This is a genomic window from Streptomyces sp. NPDC059897, assembly GCF_042730865.1.
In the GTDB taxonomy this organism is placed as follows: domain Bacteria; phylum Actinomycetota; class Actinomycetes; order Streptomycetales; family Streptomycetaceae; genus Streptomyces.
In genome coordinates this window covers 1-21373 of sequence record NZ_JBHWKQ010000037.1, presented here as the reverse complement: position 1 = coordinate 21373, position 21373 = coordinate 1, and the positions used below count along the sequence as shown (strand labels likewise).

General features: G+C 70.6%; 17 protein-coding genes. 15 read left to right on the top strand and 2 right to left on the bottom strand.

Features of this window, described 5'->3' with window-relative positions; translation table 11 throughout:
• Positions 1–97: 97 nt before the first annotated feature.
• Positions 98–2722 (top strand): valine--tRNA ligase, encoded by a 2625-nt coding sequence (locus tag ACFV9W_RS30540; protein WP_385767260.1) that lies wholly within the window; start codon positions 98–100, stop codon positions 2720–2722.
• 286 nt (positions 2723–3008) lie between these two features.
• On the top strand, positions 3009–4205 hold the full coding sequence (locus ACFV9W_RS30535) for a sensor histidine kinase (RefSeq protein ID WP_385767257.1): 1197 nt from the start codon (positions 3009–3011) through the stop codon (positions 4203–4205).
• A 133-nt stretch (positions 4206–4338) separates the two neighbouring features.
• Here the strand turns inward: ACFV9W_RS30535 and ACFV9W_RS30530 are convergent, their stop codons facing one another.
• Positions 4339–5394, bottom strand: coding sequence for a rod shape-determining protein (locus tag ACFV9W_RS30530; protein WP_385767254.1), 1056 nt, complete (start codon positions 5392–5394; stop codon positions 4339–4341).
• A gap of 133 nt (positions 5395–5527) precedes the next feature.
• Between ACFV9W_RS30530 and ACFV9W_RS30525 the strand changes: the two genes are divergently transcribed.
• The 10 genes from ACFV9W_RS30525 (at position 5528) to ACFV9W_RS30480 (ending at position 18280) form a co-directional block, all read left to right on the top strand.
• Complete coding sequence (locus ACFV9W_RS30525; RefSeq protein WP_385767251.1) at positions 5528–7066, top strand: bifunctional folylpolyglutamate synthase/dihydrofolate synthase; 1539 nt, start codon at positions 5528–5530, stop codon at positions 7064–7066.
• Between the two features lie 5 nt (positions 7067–7071).
• Positions 7072–7413: a DUF4233 domain-containing protein gene (locus ACFV9W_RS30520; RefSeq protein WP_385767248.1), complete on the top strand. Its 342-nt coding sequence runs from the start codon at positions 7072–7074 to the stop codon at positions 7411–7413.
• Positions 7414–7498: 85 nt separating this feature from the next.
• Entirely contained in the window at positions 7499–7912 is a 414-nt protein-coding gene (gene ndk / locus ACFV9W_RS30515; protein WP_385767246.1) for a nucleoside-diphosphate kinase, read from the top strand.
• Positions 7913–8312: 400 nt separating this feature from the next.
• Positions 8313–9332, top strand: coding sequence for a rod shape-determining protein (locus ACFV9W_RS30510; RefSeq protein WP_266719674.1), 1020 nt, complete (start codon positions 8313–8315; stop codon positions 9330–9332).
• Between the two features lie 153 nt (positions 9333–9485).
• Positions 9486–10478 (top strand): rod shape-determining protein MreC, encoded by a 993-nt coding sequence (gene mreC, locus ACFV9W_RS30505; RefSeq protein ID WP_385767242.1) that lies wholly within the window; start codon positions 9486–9488, stop codon positions 10476–10478.
• A gap of 18 nt (positions 10479–10496) precedes the next feature.
• Positions 10497–11177, top strand: a complete 681-nt coding sequence (mreD, locus tag ACFV9W_RS30500; protein WP_385767240.1) for a rod shape-determining protein MreD — start codon at positions 10497–10499, stop codon at positions 11175–11177.
• Positions 11178–11337: 160 nt separating this feature from the next.
• Positions 11338–13530, top strand: coding sequence for a penicillin-binding protein 2 (mrdA, locus tag ACFV9W_RS30495; protein WP_385767238.1), 2193 nt, complete (start codon positions 11338–11340; stop codon positions 13528–13530).
• 3 nt (positions 13531–13533) lie between these two features.
• On the top strand, positions 13534–14730 hold the full coding sequence (gene rodA / locus ACFV9W_RS30490) for a rod shape-determining protein RodA (RefSeq protein ID WP_385767235.1): 1197 nt from the start codon (positions 13534–13536) through the stop codon (positions 14728–14730).
• 47 nt (positions 14731–14777) lie between these two features.
• Entirely contained in the window at positions 14778–16295 is a 1518-nt protein-coding gene (locus tag ACFV9W_RS30485; RefSeq protein ID WP_385767232.1) for a CHAD domain-containing protein, read from the top strand.
• 41 nt (positions 16296–16336) lie between these two features.
• A complete protein-coding gene (locus ACFV9W_RS30480) occupies positions 16337–18280 on the top strand; it encodes a TIGR03960 family B12-binding radical SAM protein (RefSeq protein WP_385767230.1) in 1944 nt (647 codons plus the stop codon).
• Positions 18281–18344: 64 nt separating this feature from the next.
• Here ACFV9W_RS30480 and ACFV9W_RS30475 read toward each other — a convergent pair whose 3' ends face one another.
• On the bottom strand, positions 18345–18929 hold the full coding sequence (locus tag ACFV9W_RS30475) for a TerD family protein (protein ID WP_385767227.1): 585 nt from the start codon (positions 18927–18929) through the stop codon (positions 18345–18347).
• A gap of 124 nt (positions 18930–19053) precedes the next feature.
• On the opposite strand from ACFV9W_RS30475, the gene ACFV9W_RS30470 reads away from it, so the two are divergent.
• The 3 genes from ACFV9W_RS30470 to ACFV9W_RS30460 all read left to right on the top strand — a co-directional run.
• On the top strand, positions 19054–19881 hold the full coding sequence (locus tag ACFV9W_RS30470) for a hypothetical protein (RefSeq protein WP_385767224.1): 828 nt from the start codon (positions 19054–19056) through the stop codon (positions 19879–19881).
• Positions 19882–19927: 46 nt separating this feature from the next.
• Positions 19928–20731, top strand: a complete 804-nt coding sequence (locus ACFV9W_RS30465; RefSeq protein ID WP_385767221.1) for a TIGR03936 family radical SAM-associated protein — start codon at positions 19928–19930, stop codon at positions 20729–20731.
• Positions 20732–20981: 250 nt separating this feature from the next.
• On the top strand, positions 20982–21373 hold a 392-nt coding region (locus ACFV9W_RS30460; RefSeq protein ID WP_385767219.1), incomplete at its 3' end, for a hypothetical protein.

Sequence of the window (21373 nt, the reverse complement as noted above, 5' to 3'; positions counted from 1 at the left end):
TTGCTTATGTGCTGCCGACATCCTGACGTACGTGGGTGCGATCCGTTCCACCGGATTCGGTTTCAGTACGAGCTTGTAACCCCTCTAAACTGGCCCCGTGACCGAGAACTCTCAGCAGCAGACGCCAGTGCCCACCTCCGAACTGCCGACCCAGTACGCGCCGGCCGAAGTAGAGGCGCCGCTGTACGAGCGCTGGGTAGAGCGCGGTTACTTCGATGCCGATCCCAAGAGCGAGAAGCCGCCGTACACGATCGTCATCCCGCCGCCGAACGTCACGGGCTCGCTGCACCTCGGCCACGCCTTCGAGCACACGCTGATCGACGCCCTGACCCGCCGCAAGCGCATGCAGGGCTACGAGACGCTGTGGCAGCCCGGCATGGACCACGCGGGCATCGCCACGCAGAACGTGGTGGAGCGCGAGCTCGCCAAGGAGGGCCTGTCCCGGCACGACCTGGGCCGTGAGGCCTTCGTCGAGCGGGTCTGGCAGTGGAAGGCGGAGTCCGGCGGCCAGATCGCCGGTCAGATGCGCCGCCTGGGCAACGGTGTGGCGTGGAGCCGCGACCGCTTCACCATGGACGAGGGGCTGTCGCGCGCCGTCCAGACCGTCTTCAAGAAGATGTTCGACGACGGCCTGATCTACCGCGCCGAGCGCATCAGCAACTGGTGCCCGCGCTGCCTGACGGCCATCTCGGACATCGAGGTCGACTACCAGGACGACGACGGCGAGCTCGTCTCCATGAAGTACGGCGAGGGCGAGGACACCATCGTCGTCGCGACGACGCGCGCCGAGACGATGCTGGGCGACACCGCGGTCGCCGTCCACCCGGACGACGAGCGGTACGCGCACCTCGTCGGCAAGCGGATCAAGCTGCCGCTGACCGGGCGCACGATCCCCGTCGTCGCGGACACGCACGTCGACCCGGAGTTCGGCACCGGCGCCGTGAAGGTCACCCCCGCCCACGACCCGAACGACTTCGCGATCGGCCAGCGCCACGACCTGGAGGCCCTTGAGGTCCTGGACGAGCGCGGCGTCATCACCGCCCACGGTCCCTTCGAGGGGCTCGACCGCTTCGAGGCGCGCTCGGCGATCGTCGCCGCGCTGCGCGCCGATGGCCGGATCGTCGCCGAGAAGCGCCCGTACACGCACTCCGTCGGGCACTGCTCGCGGTGCAAGACGACGCTGGAGCCGCGGCTCTCGCTGCAGTGGTGGGTCAAGGTCGAGCCGCTCGCGAAGGCCGCGGGCGACGCGGTGCGCGACGGGCGGGTGAACATCCACCCGGCCGACCTGACGCAGCGCTACTTCGACTGGGTCGACAACCTCAACGACTGGTGCATCTCCCGCCAGCTCTGGTGGGGCCACCGCATCCCGGTCTGGCACGGCCCGAACGGCGAGACCGTGGCCGTCGGCCCCGACGAGCAGCCGCCGAGCGGCGAGGGCTGGCACCAGGACACGGACGTCCTCGACACCTGGTTCTCCTCCGGCCTGTGGCCCTTCTCCACGATGGGCTGGCCCGAGCAGACCGAGGACCTCGCCAAGTTCTATCCGAACTCGGCCCTGGTCACCGGCTACGACCTGATGTTCTTCTGGGTCGCCCGGATGATGATGTTCGGCCTGTACGCGATGGACGGCGAGGTCCCCTTCAAGACCATCGCGTTCCACGGCATGGTCCGTGACGAGCACGGCAAGAAGATGTCGAAGTCGTTCGGCAACGCGGTCAACCCGCTGGACTGGATGGACACCTACGGCTCCGACGCGCTGCGCTTCACGCTCGCCCGCGGCGCCAACCCGGGCATCGACGTCCCGATCGGCGAGGACTGGGTCCAGGCGTCCCGGAACTTCGCCAACAAGATCTGGAACGCGACGCGCTTCGCGCTCATGAACGGCGCGACGGTCGAGGGCCCGCTGCCGGCCGTGGACGAGATGACGGCGACGGACCGCTGGATCCTCTCCCGCCTGAACAAGACGGTCGCCGAGGCCGACGCGTTCTACGACGACTACCAGTTCGCGAAGCTCTCCGACGCGCTCTTCCACTACGCGTGGGACGAGGTCTTCGACTGGTACGTCGAGCTGTCGAAGACGACGTTCATGGCGGGCGGCGATCAGGCCAAGGTGTCCGGCCGGGTCCTCGGCGAGGTCCTGGACGTCATGCTGCGGCTGCTCCACCCGATCGTCCCGTTCGTCACCGAGACGCTGTGGACGACGCTCACGGGCGGCGAGTCCGTCGTCATCGCCGACTGGCCCACCGACAGTGGCTTCCGCGACGAGGCCGCCGAGCAGGAGATCGCGACGCTCCAGCAGGTCGTCACCGAGGTCCGCCGCTTCAAGGGCGACCAGGGCCTCAAGGCGGGCCAGCGCGTCCCGGCCCGCCTGACCCTGGACGGCACCGCGCTCGCCGCGCACGAGCCGGCCATCCGCCAGCTGCTCAAGCTGCAGCCGGAGGGCGAGGGCTTCACGGCCACCGCCACACTGCCGGTCGCGGGCGCCGAGGTGGCGCTCGACCTGTCCGGCGCGATCGACGTGGCCGCCGAGCGCAAGCGCCTCGCCAAGGACCTCGCCGCCGCCGAGAAGGACAAGGCGCAGTCCGAGGGCAAGCTGGGCAACGAGGCGTTCCTCGCCAAGGCCCCGGACCAGGTGGTCGACAAGATCAAGGGCCGGCTCGCCAAGGCGGACGAGGACATCGCCCGGATCCAGGCACAGTTGGACCGGCTGCCGCAGGCGTAGCAGCGTGAGTCGTTGACGCGTGGCCCCGAAACCCTGGCCGGGTTTCGGGGCCTTCGTGCGTCGAACGACTCACGCTTCTTCAGGCGCGACGCCCGAACGCTCGACGGCGGCGGGCCGTTGTCCTCGACGAGGACCGAGCGCGGGCTCCGACGCTGCGCCCCCCCTGTCCGCCGCGCGGAGACCACGCCCCCGGCGCTCTCGGTGCGGGGCCACGAGATGCCCCGGCATGCAGGAGCAAGGTAAAAAAGGGGGCATACCGGGCGTAGGCGCGGGGAGAAGGGGCTCCATGCACGACGAGGCCGACGGGCCGGGGACGAGCGGCGCGGCGGCGACCGTCGCGGGGCGGCGTCTCGGTCGCCTCTGGTCGCGTCTGGAGCGCTGGCGGGGCACCCCGCACGCCGTCGACCTCGTCACGGCCGTCGGCTGCTTCGCCCTGATGGGCCTGGACATCCCCGGCCTCGCCAGGGCGGACAACGCGCTCAACGGGACGTCCGCCACGCTCGTGCTCGCCCTCGGCGCCGCGACGCTGCTGCTGCGCCGGCGCGGGCCGTGGGGGCCCTGGCTGTCGTTCGCCGTCGGGATGGTCTTCCTCGGCTGGCTGCACGACGTGACCCTGATCCAGTTCGCCCTGTACTCCGTGGCCCGCTACCGGGGCCGCAACTCCGGCGTCCTCGCCTGCTGCCTCTACCTCGTCTGGGCCTGCGCCGCGTACGCGCTCTTGGAATGGCCCGCGCACCGGGGCGGCGAGAGCGTCAGCCAGTTCCTCGGCCTCGCCGTGCCCATCGGGGTGCTCGCCACCGGTGTCGGCATCGCCGCGCGCCGCATCGACCTCGTCCGCGCCCTGGAGGCCAAGGGCGCCGAGACCGCGCTGCTCCAGGCCGTGCAGCAGGAACGCTCCGACGTCGCGGGCGACGTGCACGACTTCGTGGGCCGCGAGCTGACGATGCTGTCGGTACGGGCGGAGGTGCTGTCGCGGCGGGCCCGCGGCGAGAGCTGGGAGACGGACTTCGACGAGCTGTCCGAGACGGCGCGGCGGGCGCACCTGCTGCTCAACGAGATCGTCGTGCGCCGCGGCAGCGGGGGCGGCGCGCCGACCCCCGGCCTCGACGCGCTGCCCCGGCTCGCCGAGGAGAGCGCGGCGGCGGGCAACGAGGTCACCGTCGACGTGGACGCCGCCGCCCGCGCCCAGTCACCGCTGCGCCAGGCCGCGGTCTACCGCGTCGTCCAGGAGTGCCTCACGAACGCCGCGAAGCACGCCCCCGGCCAGCCGGTGTCCGTCACGGTGGCGGTCGCGGCGAACCGCCTCCACGTCACGGTCGCCAACCCGCTGCCGACGGACACCCCGACGACCACCCCGGTCTCGGCGGGCACCGGCACGGCGGGAATGGCGGAGCGGGTCCTGTCCCTGGGCGGCACGTTCGAGGCGGGCCCGACGGACCACGCCACGTACAAGGTGGAAGCGGCCTTCCCGGCAAGGACGTAGTAGGCACTTCAGGGGCGCGGGGAACTGCGCAAACCACAGCGGCACGGCACCCGCCCACGAAACGAACCACCCACCGGCAAGACAGCGAGAGGGGGCGCAGCCCCCATCGAACACGCGCCGAACCGCCGGAGGCCTACGCGGCCAGCATCCGCTGCAGCCCATCGAAATCGTCAACACACTTCCCGCACCCCAGCGCCACGCTGTCCAGCGGGTCGTCCGCGACGAACACCGGGATCCCCGTGCCGGAGGCGATCCGCAGATCGAGCCCCGGCAGCAGCGCGCCCCCGCCGGTCAGGACGATCCCGTGCTCCATCACGTCCCCCGACAGCTCCGGAGGACACTCCTCCAGCGTCGCCTTCACCGCGGCGATGACCGCCTCCACGGGCTCGTCGAGCGCGGCCCGCACCTCGCGCACCGTCAGCTCGACCGTCTTCGGAAGGCCCGCCACCTTCTCCCGCCCCCGCACGGTGAACGCCCGCATCTCGAACGCGTCCTCACCGGGCACCGGCCACGCGGAGCCGATCGCGATCTTGATGTCCTCGGCCGTGCGCTCGCCGATCAGCAGCCCGTGCTCCTTGCGCACGTAGTCCGTGATCGCCTCGTCGAAGCGGTCGCCGCCGACCCGCAGCGACTGCGAAGTGACCACGCCGCCAAGGGAGATGACGGCCACCTCGGTCGTGCCGCCGCCGATGTCCACGACCATCGACCCGCGCGGATCCGCGACCGGGAGGCCCGCCCCGATCGCCGCCGCCATCGGCTCCTCGATCAGGTGCACGGTCCTCGCCCCGGCCCGCTGCGCCGCGTGCTCGATGGCCCGCCGCTCCACCGGAGTGACCCCGCTCGGCACGCACACCACCATGCGGGTGCGGGGGCGGCGCCCCGGGACCGCCTTGCGGACGAAGTGCCGGATCATCGCCTCGGCCGCCTCGTAGTCGCTGATCACGCCGTCCCGCAGCGGCCGGATCGCCGTGATCGAGCCCGGCGTGCGCCCGATGGTCTCCTTCGCCTCGCTGCCCACGGCGAGCACGTCGCCGCGACCGCCCGGCCTGCCGCCGGACTTCCCGCCCGATTTCCCGCCCGGCTTCCCGGCCGCCTTCACGGCGACGACCGAGGGTTCGTTCAGCACGATGCCCTGACCGCGCACGTAGAGAAGGGTGTTGGCGGTGCCGAGATCGATGCCTATGTCCATGATCAGCAAGTTTGCCGGGCGGCGGGGCGTTCCGGAGGGACCAAGGTCCCGAAACGGACAGGTCCAAGGTCCCGAACCGGGACGACGGGTGGCGTCGGGCGCGCTGTCGGTGGACCTCCGTAGACTGGCGTGTGTGAGTGACCTCCCCCCGCGCGACAGCAGCGACCACGGCTTCCCCAACAACCCCGACGACGCCGACCAGTTCGAAGAGATCGTCGGCGAAGAGACCACCCGCGACCCCGACCTCGCGGTGATCGAGGCGGGCAGCCGCACGCTGCGCACGCAGTCGGCCCCGCCGCAGGGCGACGGCATCCCGGCCCGCCCGCAGGACCCCGAGGTGGAGAAGGCGCTGCGGGTGGTGGAGGCCGAGCTCGCCACGCGCTGGGGCGAGACGAAGCTGGAGCCGTCCGTCAGCCGCATCGCCGCGCTGATGGACGTGCTGGGCGAGCCGCAGAAGGCGTACCCCTCGATCCACATCACGGGTACGAACGGCAAGACGTCCACGGCCCGCATGATCGAGGCCCTGCTCACGGCCTTCGACCTGCGCACCGGCCGGTACACCTCGCCGCACGTCCAGTCGATCACCGAGCGGATCAGCCTGGACGGCGCCCCGATCGACCATGAGCGCTTCATCGAGACGTACGACGACATCAAGCCGTACGTCGAGATGGTCGACACCCAGCAGGAGTACCGCCTCTCCTTCTTCGAGGTGCTGACCGGCATGGCCTACGCGGCCTTCGCCGACGCCCCGGTGGACGTGGCGGTCGTCGAGGTCGGCATGGGCGGCAGCTGGGACGCGACGAACGTGATCGACGGCTCGGTCGCGGTCATCACCCCCATCGACCTGGACCACACCGACCGGCTCGGGGAGACGCCCGGCGAGATCGCCGGCGAGAAGTCCGGGATCATCAAGCAGGACGCCTCCGTGATCATGGCGCAGCAGCCGGTGGACGCGGCGCAGGTGATCCTCAAGAAGGCCGTGGAGGCGGACGCCACCGTGGCCCGCGAGGGCCTGGAGTTCGGCGTCGTCCGCCGCGAGGTCGCCGTCGGCGGCCAGTTGGTGACGCTGCGCGGGCTCGGCGGCGAGTACGAGGACATCTTCCTGCCGCTGCACGGCGCGCACCAGGCGCACAACGCGGCGGTGGCGCTCACCGCCGTCGAGGCGTTCTTCGGCATCGGCTCGGAGCACGCGCGCCCGCTCGACATCGACACGATCCGCACCGCCTTCGCCTCGGCCACGTCGCCGGGCCGCCTGGAGGTCGTGCGCCGTTCGCCGACGGTCGTGCTCGACGCCGCGCACAACCCGGCGGGCGCCCGTGTCACCGCCGAGGCGATCGGCGAGGTCTTCGACTTCAGCCGCCTCATCGGCGTCGTCGGCGCCAGCGGCGACAAGAACGTGCGGGGGCTCCTTGAGGCCTTCGAGCCGATCTTCGCGGAGGTCGTCGTCACGCAGAATTCCAGCCACCGCGCCATGGACGCCGACGAACTGGCGGGCATCGCGGTGGAGGTCTTCGGCGACGAGCGCGTCCAGGTCGAGCCCCGCCTCGACGACGCCCTCGAGGCCGCGATCACACTCGCCGAGGAAGAGGGCGAGTACGCGGGCGGGGGAGTGCTCGTCACCGGTTCCGTCATCACGGTCGGCGAGGCCCGGCTGCTCCTGGGGAAGGGCTGACCGCCGTGCGTATTCTCTGTTCCTCGACGCTGCTCGCCGAGTTCTTCGTCATCGGCTTCGCCGGGCTCGTCGCCATGAAGGAACCCGACCTGTCGGCCACCGTGGTGTGGACGGTGAGCGGTGTCGCGATGCTGCTCAGCGTGCTGCTGTGCGGCATGGTGACGCGGCCGGGCGGCGTGCAGCTGGGCTGGGCGCTGCAGATCGCCCTGATCATCAGCGGCTTCTTCGTCCCGGTCATGTTCTTCCTCGGCGCCTGCTTCGCGGGCCTGTGGTGGGCCTCGGTGCACTTCGGCCGCAAGGTCGACGAGGCGAAGGCCCGCTGGGCGGCGCAGGCCGAGCAGGCCTGAGCCGCCCGCCCGCCTGCCGGGGCGGTGGTCACGCCCTGTAACCTCGGGCGTCACCGCACACCTAGGCCTACAAGGAGTCCCGCGAATGACCCAGCGCACGCTCGTCCTGCTCAAGCCCGACACCGTTCGCCGCGGCCTGATCGGCGAGATCATCGGCCGCATCGAGCGCAAGGCCGGCTGGACGATCAGCGCGCTCGAACTGCGCAGCCTGAGCCAGGAGACCCTGGAGGCGCACTACGGCGAGCACAAGGGCAAGCCGTTCTACGAGCCGCTGGTCGACTTCATGTCCTCGGGCCCGATCGTCGCCCTGGTCGTCGAGGGCGAGCGTGTGATCGAGGGCGTGCGCCAGCTGGCCGGCCCCACGGACCCGATCGCCGCCGCGCCCGGTTCGATCCGCGGCGACTTCGGCAGCATTGTTCGTGAGAACCTGATCCACGCCTCCGACTCCGAGGAGTCCGCCGAGCGTGAGCTGAAGCTTTTCTTCCCCGATTTCTCGTAATGGGGCGAAGGGGCCGACCGTCCCGGCTGTCCGGGGCTTCCCGTATTCCGGACTTCGGCCCACTCCCGTGAGACACCCGGTGTCCGCTCCATGAGACCGGCGAGTTCGTTTTCTGATGCAGCGTCAGTCACGGAGCGCCACTGACCAGGAGCGGCCCGAGAATTCGGGCCGCTCTTTTGCATATGCGGCCCGATTGGGGGAACGCACTCCTCCGTCGGGACGTCCCCATTAGCGGGGCGGGGACTCCCATGCTGACAATGGCGAAGACCCTCGCGCCGTGATCGTGCAGGCGAGACTACGATGGAGCCTCCACGCCACACCGCGTCCACCCTCTCGCCTACCTGACAAGCCATCAAACGCTCCACTTGGGAAGGCCAGACGAATCCTGATGGGGAACTCAATGTCGTTCATCGGCCGTGACATGGCTGTCGACCTCGGGACCGCCAACACGCTGGTGTACGTCAGGGGTCGAGGGATCGTGCTCAATGAGCCGTCCGTGGTCGCGATCAACACCAACACCGGCGGCATCCTCGCGGTCGGCGCCGAAGCCAAGAAGATGATCGGGCGCACGCCGGGCAACATCGTGGCCGTCCGCCCGCTGAAGGACGGCGTGATCGCCGACTTCGAGATCACCGAGCGCATGCTCCGCTACTTCATCCTGAAGGTGCACAAGCGGCGCTACCTCGCCCGGCCCCGTGTCGTCGTCTGCGTGCCGTCCGGCATCACCGGCGTCGAGCGCCGCGCGGTCATCGAGGCCTCCTCGCAGGCCGGTGCCCGCCAGGTGCACATCATCGAGGAGCCCATGGCCGCGGCCATCGGTTCCGGGCTCCCGGTCCACGAGGCCACGGGCAACATGGTGGTCGACATCGGTGGCGGCACCACCGAGGTCGCGGTGATCTCGCTCGGCGGAATCGTCACGGCGCAGTCCATCCGCGTCGCGGGCGACGAGCTGGACAACGCGATCATCCAGCACATCAAGAAGGAGTACTCGCTCCTCCTCGGTGAGCGCACCGCCGAACAGATCAAGATCACGATCGGCTCCGCGTACGACCTCGACTCCGACGAACACACCGAAATCCGCGGCCGTGACCTGGTGTCGGGGCTGCCCAAGACCGTCGTCATCTCGGCGGCGGAAGTCCGCAAGGCGATCGAGGAACCGGTCAACGCGATCGTCGACGCCGTGAAGACCACCCTCGACAAGTGCCCGCCCGAGCTGTCCGGTGACGTAATGGACCGCGGCATCGTTCTCACCGGTGGCGGCGCCCTGCTGCGCGGCCTCGACGAGCGGCTGCGCCGCGAGACCGGCATGCCGATCCACATCGCCGAGGACCCGCTCGACAGCGTGGCGCTCGGTTCCGGCAAGTGCGTCGAGGAGTTCGAGGCGCTCCAGCAGGTTCTGGACGCCTCGCCGCGCAGATGATGTGAAGCGAAAACGTCCGCCGTACGAGTGCCTGCCACCTCGTGCGGCGGATCGTTGATATATAGGCAAGGCATAAGAAATCCTCCCCAGCATCGCTCGGCACGGCCGAGCACCGCTCGACGCAATCGACAGAGGAAGGCACGGCCGCCGCACGTGAGGGACACACGAGAGAGCCGGCTGCTCCTGGTGCTGCTGGTCGCCATCGCGTTCGCGCTGATCACGGTGGACATCCGCGGCGGCGAGGACTCGCCCGTCGACGGTGCCCGGCACGCCGCCGCGACGGTCTTCGGCCCCGTGGAGAACGGGGTCTCGGGCGCGGTCGACCCGATCGGCAACGCCATAAGCGCGGTCCGCGACTCCGACGAGCGGCACAGCCGCATCGGCGAACTGGAGCACGAGAACGCCGCGTTGAAGGCGAAGCTCGGCAGCGGTGACCGCAACCGCAGCAAGGTCCGCCAGCTCGACGCCATGCTCAAGACGGCGGGCGCCGGCCAGTACGGCATCAAGGGCGCCCAGGTCATCGCCATCGGCTCGGCGCAGGGCTTCTCCTGGACCGTGACCATCGACGCCGGCGCGAACGACGGCCTCAAGCGCGACATGACGGTGCTCAACGGCGACGGTCTTGTCGGCCGGGTGACCACCGTCGGCCCGAACACCGCCACGGTGCTGCTCGCCAACGACCCGGACTTCACCGTCGGCACCCGCATGGAGAAGTCCGACGAGCTGGGCTTCGCGTCCGGGCAGGGCGACCGCCCGCTGCGCGTCCAGCTCCTCAACGGCAAGGCCAAGGTGAAGAAGGGCGAGCGGCTCGTCACCTTCGGCTCGCAGGCCGACAAGCCGTTCGTGCCGGGCGTCCCGGTCGGCCGCGTCGTCCGCGTCGACCCGTCCGGCGGCGACCTGACCCGCACCGTCTACGTGCAGCCGTACGTCGGCTTCACCAAGCTCGACATCGTCGGGGTCGTCGTACAGGCGCCGCGCACCGACCCGCGGGACACGGTGCTGCCGAAGAAGCCCGCCAAGCCGAAGCCGACGCCCACCGTGACGGTGACGGCCACCCCGGGCGCCGACGCCGGGGGCAACGCCGAGGGCAACGGCGAGAACGCCGCGGGCGAGAACGCCGCGGACAACAACGCAGACCAGCAGTAGCAGGAGGAGCAAGGAATCATGCGCTTCAACCGGATGCTGCTCTCCACGGCCCTTGTCGTCGTGGCCCTCGTCCTCCAGGTCTGCATCCTGGCCCGGCTGCAACTGCCCGGCGCCGTCCCCGACCTGATGCTCCTGACCGTCCTCGGCCTCGCCCTCGTGTACGGACACGTGGGCGGCGCCTTCGTCGGCTTCGGCGCGGGACTGCTCGCCGACCTCGCGCCGCCCGCCGACCACGCCGCGGGCCGCTACGCCCTCGTGCTCTGCGTCATCGGCTACCTGGCGGGCCTCGCCAAGCCCGAGAACGGGCAGCTGCGTTCGGCGGCCGGCCCCATGCTCGTGGTCGTCGGCGCCGCCATCGGCACGACCCTGCTGTACGCGGGCGTGGGCGCGCTCGTCGGCGACACCGCCGCCCGCGACGTCGGCCTCGGCAGCCTCATCTTCACCGCGGCCCTCTACGACCTGCTGCTCGCGCCCTTCGTGGTGCCGGGCGTGATGTGGCTCGCCAGACGCGCCGAGAACGATCCGCTGGGCGACTCCTCCGGCGGCTCCGCCAAGGCCGCGGACGTCTCCTCCGGCTGGCTCTCCGGCGGCGGCACGGGCCTGAGCATCGGTGGCGGCCAGCGCGGCGGCCTGCGCATGAAGTCGGTCAAGGCGCGCGCCTCCCGCGCGGGCCGCATCAAGGGGGTCAAGCGCCTGTGAGCGCACGGCAGTTGACCGACGACACCGCAGGCACGCACAGCTTCGGCGTGTACACCTACTCGTACTCGTACACGTCCTCGTACTGAGAGGGGGAGCACGCCACCGTGACCAATGCCCTCCCGTCGCCCACCACCGCCCTTCCAACGAATGGGCTGCGCCCATGACCAACATTCCTGAAACGGGCCGGACGCCACGCGTCCAGATCCGCCTCATCATCCTCCAGATCCTCGTCCTCTCCCTCCTGCTCACCCTCGGCGGCCGGCTCTGGTACCTCCAGATCCGCAACGGCGACGAGTACGCCAAGGAGGCCTCGGGGAACCACGTCCAGCAGGTCGTCACGCCCGCCACCCGCGGCTCGATCCTCGACGCGCGCGGCATCCCGCTCGCCGACAACGAGACGCGGCTGGTCGTCTCCGCCTCCCGCACCGACCTGATGAAGATGGACGACGAGGGCAAGGCCGTCCTCACCAAGCTCGCCAAGGTCCTCGGGATGCAGCCCAAGACCATCCAGGAGAAGGTCCGGCTCTGCGACGCGAAGACGCCGCAGCCCTGCTGGAACGGCTCGCCGTACCAGCCCATCCCGATCACCGACGAGGCCACGCCCAAGCAGGCCCTGCAGATCCGCGAGCGCAGCGAGGACTTCCCCGGCATCACCGCCGAGCCCACCGCCGTGCGCCGCTACGCGGGACCCGGCGGCTCCAACACCGCGCAGGTCCTCGGCTACCTCTCCCCGGTCACCGACGCGGAGATCGAGAAGGCCAAGAACTCCGACTCGCCGTACCTGCGCTCCGACCAGGTCGGTCGCAGCGGCATGGAGCGCACGTACGACAAGGACCTGCGCGGCAAGGCAGGCGTCACCCGCTACGAGGTCGACAACCTCGGCCGCGTCATCGGCCGCGCCAAGAGCGACAAGGCCGAGCCGGGCGCGAACGTCGTGACGTCGATAGACGCCCGCGTGCAGGCCGTCGCCGAGAAGGAGCTGGACGCGGCCATGAAGGCCGCCCGCCACGAGTTCGACAAGAACACCAACGAGAACTACAAGGCCGACTCCGGCTCCGTCGTCGTGATGGAGGCCAAGACCGGCCGCGTCGTCGCGATGGCCTCCAACCCGACGTACGACCCGAACGCCTGGGTCGGCGGCATCTCCGGCAAGGACTACGACAAGCTCACCGGCAAGCAGTCCAACTACCCGCTGCTCAACCGGGCGATCCAGGGCCAGTCGGCGCCCGGCTCGATCTTCAAGGTCATCCCGACCACCGCCGCGGTCAACGCCGGCTACGACTTCAGCAACAGGTACGAGTGCTCCAGCTCGTACTCGATCGGCAGCCAGGTCTTCAAGAACTTCGAGTCCAAGGGGTACGGCTCGATCGACCTCGGCAAGGCGCTCGAGGTCTCCTGCGACACCGTCTTCTACCGCCTCGCCCACCGCGAGTGGCAGAAGCTCGGCGGGATCAACCCGAAGGGCGGCGTCAACGCCGACGACGCCTTCTACAAGACGGCGCACCAGTTCGGCCTCGGCAAGACGACCGGCATCGACCTGCCCAACGAGGTGGAGGGCCGGGTCCCCGACCGGAAGTGGAAGCAGCAGTACTGGAAGGCCAACAAGGACGCCTGGTGCAAGGGCGGCAAGAAGGGCGGCTCCTACGTCGAGCGGCTCAACTGGGAGAACTGCCGCCAGGGCAACGTGATGCGCGCCGGTGACGAGGTCAACTACTCCATCGGCCAGGGCGACACGCTCGTCACGCCGATCCAGATGGCCAGGATCTACGGGGCCATCTCCAACGGCGGCACCCTGTACCAGCCCGCGGTCGGCAAGGCCGTGATCAGCCCCGACGGCAAGCAGGTCAGCGAGATCGCCCCGAAGTCGCAGGGCAAGCTGCCCATGACGAAGCAGACCCAGCGGCAGATCAACGACGCCCTCGCGGGTGTCGCCACCCGGGGCACCGCCGCCTGGCGCTTCGGCGGCTGGCCGCAGGACAAGATCCCGATGCACGCCAAGACCGGTACCGCCGAGGTCTACGGCAAGCAGACGACCTCCTGGTTCGCGACGTACACGAAGGACTACTCGGTCGTCATGACGATCGCCCAGGGTGGTACGGGTTCCGGAGCCTCGGGCCCCGCCGTCCGCAAGATCTACGACGCGCTCTACGGCGTCGACAGCAAGGGCGGCATCGACAAGAAGAAGGCCCTGCTGCCCGAGCCGCAGAAGAACCTGCCGAAGATCGAGAAGGACGGTTCGATCGACGCCCCGGAGATCAAGCCGTTCCAGCCGGGCAAGGACACGACGCCCGCCCAGCAGGAGCTGGCGGCGACGCTGCCCACCTCCTCGTACGGAAACAGCAGGAGGGACTGACCGGTGACCGGCAACGGCTTCTCCGTCTCCGGCTACGGGCCGCAGCGCTCCACCATGACGCGGCTCATGGCCCGCGACTCGGTGATGCGCAGGCTCGACTGGCCGATGCTGCTCTCGGCGATCGCGCTGTCGTTCATCGGCGCCGCGCTCGTCTACTCGGCGACCCGCAACAGGACCGAGCTCAACCAGGGCGACCCGTACTACTTCCTGTTCCGGCACCTGCTGAACACCGGCATCGGCATCGCGCTGATGGCGGGCACCGTCTGGCTCGGCCACCGCACGCTGCGCACGGCCGTGCCGATCCTCTACGGCATCTCCGTCTTCCTCGTGCTCCTCGTGCTGACCCCGCTCGGCGCGACCGTGAACGGGGCGCACGCCTGGATCGTCATCGGCGGCGGATTCTCCCTTCAGCCCTCCGAGTTCGTGAAGATCACGATCATCCTGGGCATGGCGATGATCCTGGCGACCCGCGTCGACGCGGGGGACCGGGAGCACCCCGACCACCGCACGGTGCTGCAGGCCCTCGGCCTCGCCGCCGTCCCGATGCTGATCGTCATGCTGATGCCGGACCTCGGGTCCGTCATGGTGATGGTGATGATCGTGCTCGGCGTGCTGCTCGCGTCGGGCGCCTCGAACCGGTGGGTGCTCGGGCTCATCGGCGTCGGCGCGGCGGGCGCGGTGGCGGTCTGGAAGCTGGGCGTCCTGGACGACTACCAGATCGCCCGGTTCGCGGCCTTCGCCAACCCCGCGCTCGACCCGGCGGGCGTCGGCTACAACACCAACCAGGCGCGCATCGCGATCGGTTCGGGCGGCCTGTCCGGCTCCGGCCTCTTCCACGGCTCGCAGACCACCGGCCAGTTCGTGCCGGAGCAGCAGACGGACTTCGTGTTCACGGTGGCCGGTGAGGAACTCGGCTTCCTGGGCGCGGGCCTGATCCTGCTGCTGCTCGGTGTGGTGCTGTGGCGGGCGTGCAAGATCGCGCGCGGCACGACCGAGCTGTACGGCACGATCGTCGCGGCGGGCATCATCGCCTGGTTCGCCTTCCAGTCCTTCGAGAACGTCGGCATGACGCTCGGCATCATGCCGGTGGCGGGCCTCCCGCTCCCGTTCGTCTCGTACGGCGGTTCGTCGATGTTCGCGGTGTGGGTGGCGGTGGGGCTGCTGCAATCGATCAAGGTGCAGCGGCCGATGTCGGCGTGAGTCCCCGGGACCTTGGCCCCGGCGCCGCTGACGCCTAAATTCAGGTTATGGCGGAGACGAAGCGCGAGATCGAGCGAAAGTACGACGCCCCGACCGGCCGGTTCCGGCTGCCCGACCTGCTCAAGGTCCCCGGCGTATCGGCCGTCGTCGACAAGGGCGTCGTCGAACTCGACGCCGTCTACTACGACACCGAGGACCAGCGCCTCGCCACCGACCGGATCACCCTGCGCCGCCGCACCGGCGGCGACGACGCGGGCTGGCACCTGAAACTGCCGGTCGCCCTGAGCGAGGGCGTCCGCGACGAGGTGCAGGCACCGCCCTCCGCCACCCTGCCGCGCGCCCTCGCGGGCCTCGTACGCTCCCGGGTCCGCGGCGACGAGCTGATCCCCGTCGTCCGGCTCCACTCGTCGCGGGACGTCTCCCACCTGACCGGGGCCGACGGCTCGCTGCTCGCCGAGGTGTGCGTCGACGCCGTCCGCGCCGAGCGGGCCGACGGGGAGCGGACCACCGCCTGGACCGAGATCGAGGTCGAACTCGCGGACGGCGCCGACCCGGAGTTCCTCGGCAAGGTCGAGAAGCGGCTGCGCAAGGCCGGCGTCGAACGCTCCGGCTCCGCCTCCAAGCTGGCCCGCGCCCTGGAGGAGACCGGGGCCGCGCGGCATGCGGAACCGCAGGCGCCCGCGAGAGGCGACACCGCGGGCGACCACGTCCTCGCCCATCTGCGCGCCCAGCGCGACGCCCTCGTCGAGCTCGACCCCGCCGTACGCCGCGACCTGCCGGACTCCGTGCACCAGATGCGCGTGGCGACCCGCCGCATCCGCAGCGCGTTCAAGACGTACAAGAAGGTGCTCGACCCCGCCGTCACCGAACCCGTCGGCGAGGAGCTGAAGTGGCTCGCCGGGGAGCTGGGCATCGACCGGGACCGCGAGGTGCTCACCGAGCGGATCACCGGCCGGATGGACGCGCTGCCCCGCACCCTGCTGCTCGGCCCCGTCCGCGGCCGTCTGCGCATCTGGGCCGTCGCCCGCCGCCACGGCTCGCGCCGGCACACGGTCGCGGTGCTCGACGGCAAGCGCTACCTGGACCTGCTGCGAGCCCTCGACGCGCTGCTCGCCGAGCCGCCGCTCCTGCCGCGGGCCGCCAAGCCAGCCGCGCCGTTTTTCGCCAAGGCCGCCCTCAAGGACCACGCCCGCCTCGCGACCCGCATCGAGCACGCCCTGGCGCTGCCCGCGGGCCACGACCGCGACCTCGCGATGCACGACGCCCGCAAGGCCGCCAAGCGCGCCCGGTACGCGGGGGAGACCGCGGCGCCCGCCCTCGGCAAGCAGGCCAAGCGGTTCGCCCGCGGCATGAAGGACGTGCAGTCGCTGCTCGGCGACCACCAGGACAGCGTGGTCGCCCGCGAGGCCCTGCGCGACCTGGCGATCCAGGCGCACGCGGCGGGGGAGACCGCCTTCACCTGGGGCCTGCTGTACGGCCAGGAACAGGCCTCCGCGGCGGACCGGGAGCGGGAGCTGCCGGAGGTCTGGGAGCGGGCGGCAAAGCCGGACCTTTCGGCGGGTTAGGCTTGATGGTCACCCCTGTCAGCTCACGAAGGTCAACGGTTATGTCTGCCGAACCCGCCGCCTCGCCGGTGGAGTCTGTCTTTCCGCAGCTCGAAGCCCTGCTGCCGCATGTGCAGAAGCCGATCCAGTACGTCGGCGGTGAGCTGAACTCCACGGTCAAGCCGTGGGAGGAGTGCGACGTCCGCTGGGCGCTCATGTACCCGGACGCGTACGAGGTCGGTCTGCCCAACCAGGGCGTCATGATCCTCTACGAGGTGCTCAACGAGCGCCAGGGCGTGCTCGCGGAGCGCACCTACAGCGTGTGGCCGGACCTCGAGGAACTCATGCGCAAGCACGAGGTCCCGCAGTTCACGGTCGACAGCCACCGCCCGGTGAAGGCCTTCGACGTCTTCGGGCTCAGCTTCTCCACCGAGCTCGGCTACACGAACATGCTGACCGCGCTCGACCTGGCCGGCATCCCGCTGGAGTCCAAGGACCGCACGGTCGAGGACCCGATCGTCCTCGCGGGCGGCCACGCGGCCTTCAACCCGGAGCCGATCGCCGACTTCATCGACGCCGCGATCATCGGCGACGGCGAGCAGGCCGTGCTCGACATGACCGAGATCATCCGCCAGTGGAAGGCCGAGGGCAGGCCCGGCGGCCGCGAGGAGGTCCTGCTCCGCCTCGCGAAGACCGGCAGCGTCTACATCCCGGGCTTCTACGACGTCGAGTACCTGCCCGACGGCCGCATCGGCCGCGTCGTGCCGAACAGGTCGGGCGTGCCGTGGCGGGTCAGCAAGCACACCGTCATGGACCTCGACGAGTGGCCGTACCCGAAGCAGCCGCTGGTGCCGCTCGCGGAGACGGTCCACGAGCGGATGTCCGTCGAGATCTTCCGCGGCTGCACCCGCGGCTGCCGTTTCTGCCAGGCCGGCATGATCACGCGCCCCGTGCGGGAGCGAAGCATCACCGGCATCGGCGAGATGGTCGACAAGGGCCTCAAGGCGACCGGCTTCGAGGAGGTCGGCCTGCTCTCGCTGTCCTCGGCGGACCACTCCGAGATCGGTGAGGTCGCGAAGGGCCTGGCGGACCGGTACGAGGAGGACAAGATCGGTCTGTCCCTCCCCTCCACCCGCGTGGACGCCTTCAACATCGACCTCGCCAACGAGCTGACGCGCAACGGCCGCCGCTCCGGCCTCACCTTCGCCCCCGAGGGCGGCAGTGAGCGCATGCGCAAGGTCATCAACAAGATGGTCTCCGAAGAGGACCTGATCCGTACGGTCGCGACCGCGTACGGCAACGGCTGGCGGCAGGTGAAGCTGTACTTCATGCTCGGCCTGCCCACCGAGACCGACGAGGACGTCCTCCAGATCGCCGACATGGCGGCCAACGTCATCGCGAAGGGCCGCGAGGTCGCGGGCAACGACATCCGCTGCACGGTGTCGATCGGCGGGTTCGTGCCCAAGCCGCACACCCCGTTCCAGTGGGCGCCGCAGCTCAGCTCCACGGAGACGGACGAGCGCCTCGCCAAGCTGCGCGACAAGATCCGCGGCGACAAGAAGTACGGCCGCTCCATCGGTTTCCGCTACCACGACGGCAAGCCCGGCATCGTCGAGGGCCTGCTCTCGCGCGGTGACCGCCGCATCGGCTCCGTCATCCGCGCCGTCTACGAGGACGGCGGCCGCTTCGACGGCTGGCGCGAGTACTTCAGCTACGACCGCTGGATGGCCTGCGCCGCCAAGACGCTGCCCGAGTACGGCGTCGACGTCGACTGGTACACGACGCGCGAGCGCACGTACGAGGAGGTCCTGCCCTGGGACCACCTGGACTCCGGTCTCGACAAGGACTGGCTCTGGGAGGACTGGCAGGACGCGCTCGACGAGACCGAGGTCGACGACTGCCGCTGGACCCCGTGCTTCGACTGCGGCGTCTGCCCGGCGATGGACACCGAGATCCAGATCGGCCCGACGGGCAAGCAGCTGCTGCCGCTGACGGTCGTCAAGTAGCCGCGTACGCACGGAAGAAGGGGCGGCCGGTTCCCAACCGGCCGCCCCTTCTGGGTACTTGGGGCTACTTGCTGGCGGCGAACCGCATCAGCGCGTGCTCGTCACCCTGCTTGATCTTGCCCGGCGTGTTGATCACTTCCAGCTTCCAGGAGCTGCCGACGCGCATGGCCTTGGCGACCGCGCAGCCGTTGTCGTTGGTCATCAGGCTCGGCCAGATGTCGGCGACCTGCTGGGAGCTGCCGCCCGTCGCGTCGTAGACCTTGAAGCTGATGTTGCGGGCCTTCTGGAACGAGCTGCCCTTCTTGTACGCGGCCGCCACGAACACGATCGACGTGATCTGCTGCGGGAGGCGGGAGAACTCGACGGTGACCGTCTCGTCGTCGCCCTCGCCCTTGCCGGTCTGGTTGTCGCCGCTGTGGACGAGCGAGCCGTTGCCCATCGGGTCCAGCGAGTCGAGCCCCGCCAGGCGCACCGGATCAGCGCCCTGCATGGCGATGGCGATCAGGTCGAGGTCCGTACCCTGCTTGCGGCGCAGCGCGCCGAGGACGCCCCCGCTGCTGCCGGCGGTGGGGTCCCAGGACACCCCGATGGACAGGTGGGTCACCCCGTCCAGGTCGGCGGGGCCGTCTTCCTTGGTGAGCGTAATCATGTGTAATTCCTCCCCCTAAAGGCACAACCGCGATATTGCGGACTGCCCCGAACATACGACGTACGGGACCGGATCGGCCATGCCGGGTTGCATCCGCGACGGCGTCCCGCGCGTCTGGAGAGACATGGACTTGGAGAAGCGCCCCGAACCCGCCGCCGAGGGCTGCCTCGTGACGGCGATCCGGCTGCCGCTGCGGATCGTGATGGTCGTCGTCGTGGTACCCGTGCGGCTCGTGTGGGACGCGCTCGCGGCGGTCGGCCGCTTCGTCGGCAGGTGGCTGCTGCTGCCGCTCGCGCGGGCGATCGGCTGGGTGCTGTACGGGCTGCTCGTGTGGCCGTTCCTGATGCTGTGGCGGTACGTGCTCGCGCCTGTCGGCCGTGGACTCGCCTGGCTCGGCCGCGTGTTGCTCGTGGTCCCCGCGGTGTGGCTGTACGTCCATGTCCTCGCGCCCGTCGGAAGGGCGCTGCGGGACCACGTGTTGGTGCCGTTCGGCCGCGGACTCGCCTGGCTGGTACGGGTGTTGATCGTGGTGCCGCTGGTCGCCCTGTGGACGTACGTGCTCGCCCCCATCGGCCGGGTGCTCGGCGTCGTGCTGCGCGAGATCTGGAACGCGCTGTGCTTCGCGTGGCGGATCGCCGGGTACGTCTCCCGTGCCGTCGGCCGGGCGCTGCGGTGGCTGATCGTGGACCCGCTGCGCTGGGTGTACCGCACCGTGCTCACCCCGGTCGGGCACGTCGTGCGTGACTACGTGCTGCGGCCCGTCGGGCGGGTGGCCGCGAGTGTGCGCGCCGCGGCCCGGCAGGCGCGGGCCGACGTGCGACGGTTGCTCCTCGGCCCGGCGCCACGGCCGCAGCCGCAGGTCAGCGACCTGCGGGAACCGGGCGGCCCGCAGGGACGTAGTCTTGACAGCAGTACGACCGCACCCACGAAGACCGCATTCATTAAGGACTAGGACACTGGGCAAGCGACAGCCCGTAGGCCCGCCGCCCGCACCCGCGGTGCAGCGCATCCGACTGCGCTACACCAAGCGCGGCCGCCTCCGGTTCACCAGCCACCGTGACTTCCAGCGTGCTTTCGAGCGTGCGCTGCGCCGCGCCGAGGTACCCATGGCGTACTCGGCGGGGTTCACGCCGCACCCGAAGGTGTCCTACGCCAATGCCGCACCCACCGGCACGGGCAGTGAGGCCGAGTACCTGGAGATCGCGCTCACCGCGCCGCGCGACCTCGAGAAGCTCAGGCAGCTCCTCGACGAGTCGATGCCCACGGGCCTCGACATCGTGGACGCCGTGGAGGCCCGCACCTCGGGCCTCGCCGACCGGCTCACCGCCTCCGTGTGGGAGCTGCGGCTCGACGGCGTGAGCGTCGAGGAGGCGGCGCGCGCCGCGGAGGCGTTCCGCGCCGCGGAGACCGTCGAGGTACAGAGGAAGACAAAGAGCGGGATCCGGACGTTCGACGCCCGCGAGGCCGTCGTCAGCCTGGACGCGATCGAGGTCTCCGACGTTTCGGCTGGTCCGGCTGATAGGCCCAGCGAGGCGGCCTGTGCGATACTGCGGCTGGTTGTTCGGCACGTGACGCCTGCCGTACGACCCGACGACGTCCTGTCCGGTCTCCGCGCCGTGGCCGACCTGGCGCCGCCGGTCCCCGCAGCGGTGACCAGGCTGGCGCAGGGGCTCTTCGACGCTGAGACAGGCACGGTGACCGACCCGCTCGCGCTCGACCGCGAGGCAGACCGGGCCGCCCCACAAAAGGCGGCCGCAGGCACTGCCACCGCGACGGCGCCTGCCGTGGAAGGTCCCGCGTAAGGCGGTCGTCGTAGCGCCGCCCTCGTACTCGGGAGCCATCTGGGTCGGGCAGCGCACCCACCCAAGGACTTTCGCCAGGCCGTACGTACATCGCGTACCGGAACCGGCGAGAACAGACATAAAGAGCCTCCGTGCGGCGCCCGCGCCCCGGACCGGCGGCACCGCGCTCGACTCGATGCGCGTGAGCCGCAGACGTCACCGGTCACGGATCAGGCGCGGCGCCCGGAGGCCCGACGGGAGATCCACCCGCATGCCCGAGACCGAAGCCACCAACCCCGAGCTGGACAGCCCCAGCGACACCCTGCCCCCGCGCCGTCGGCGCCGGGCCGCCTCGCGCCCCGCGGGCCCGCCGGTCGCCGCGACCGGCGAGGCCGCCGAGGACGCCGCTGTGGCCATACCGGCCACTGCCACCCCGACTCCGGCCGCCGACGAGGCGCCCGTCGAGACCCCCGAGACTTCCCCGGCCGCCGAGGCCCCGGCGCCCGCAGGACGCCCGCGCCGCCGCGCGACCCGACGCGCCACCGCGCCCACCGGTGCGCCCGCCGCCCAGGCCGAGACGACGACCGTGGTGGCGGAGCCCGCCGAGCCGGTCGCCGAGCCCGCCCCCGCGCCGGAGCCGGCCGCCGCCGAGGAGCCCGCGGC

Excerpts from the sequence above, each read along its gene's own strand:
- ACFV9W_RS30475 (WP_385767227.1), bottom strand. The coding sequence starts at position 18,929 with ATGATTACGCTCACCAAGGAAGACGGCCCCGCCGACCTGGACGGGGTG.
- ACFV9W_RS30535 (WP_385767257.1), top strand. The coding sequence starts at position 3,009 with ATGCACGACGAGGCCGACGGGCCGGGGACGAGCGGCGCGGCGGCGACC.
- mreD (WP_385767240.1), top strand. The coding sequence starts at position 10,497 with ATGCGCTTCAACCGGATGCTGCTCTCCACGGCCCTTGTCGTCGTGGCC.
- ndk (WP_385767246.1), top strand. The coding sequence starts at position 7,499 with ATGACCCAGCGCACGCTCGTCCTGCTCAAGCCCGACACCGTTCGCCGC.
- ACFV9W_RS30485 (WP_385767232.1), top strand. The coding sequence starts at position 14,778 with ATGGCGGAGACGAAGCGCGAGATCGAGCGAAAGTACGACGCCCCGACC.
- ACFV9W_RS30480 (WP_385767230.1), top strand. The coding sequence starts at position 16,337 with ATGTCTGCCGAACCCGCCGCCTCGCCGGTGGAGTCTGTCTTTCCGCAG.
- ACFV9W_RS30530 (WP_385767254.1), bottom strand. The coding sequence starts at position 5,394 with ATGGACATAGGCATCGATCTCGGCACCGCCAACACCCTTCTCTACGTG.
- ACFV9W_RS30510 (WP_266719674.1), top strand. The coding sequence starts at position 8,313 with ATGTCGTTCATCGGCCGTGACATGGCTGTCGACCTCGGGACCGCCAAC.
- mrdA (WP_385767238.1), top strand. The coding sequence starts at position 11,338 with ATGACCAACATTCCTGAAACGGGCCGGACGCCACGCGTCCAGATCCGC.
- ACFV9W_RS30470 (WP_385767224.1), top strand. The coding sequence starts at position 19,054 with ATGGACTTGGAGAAGCGCCCCGAACCCGCCGCCGAGGGCTGCCTCGTG.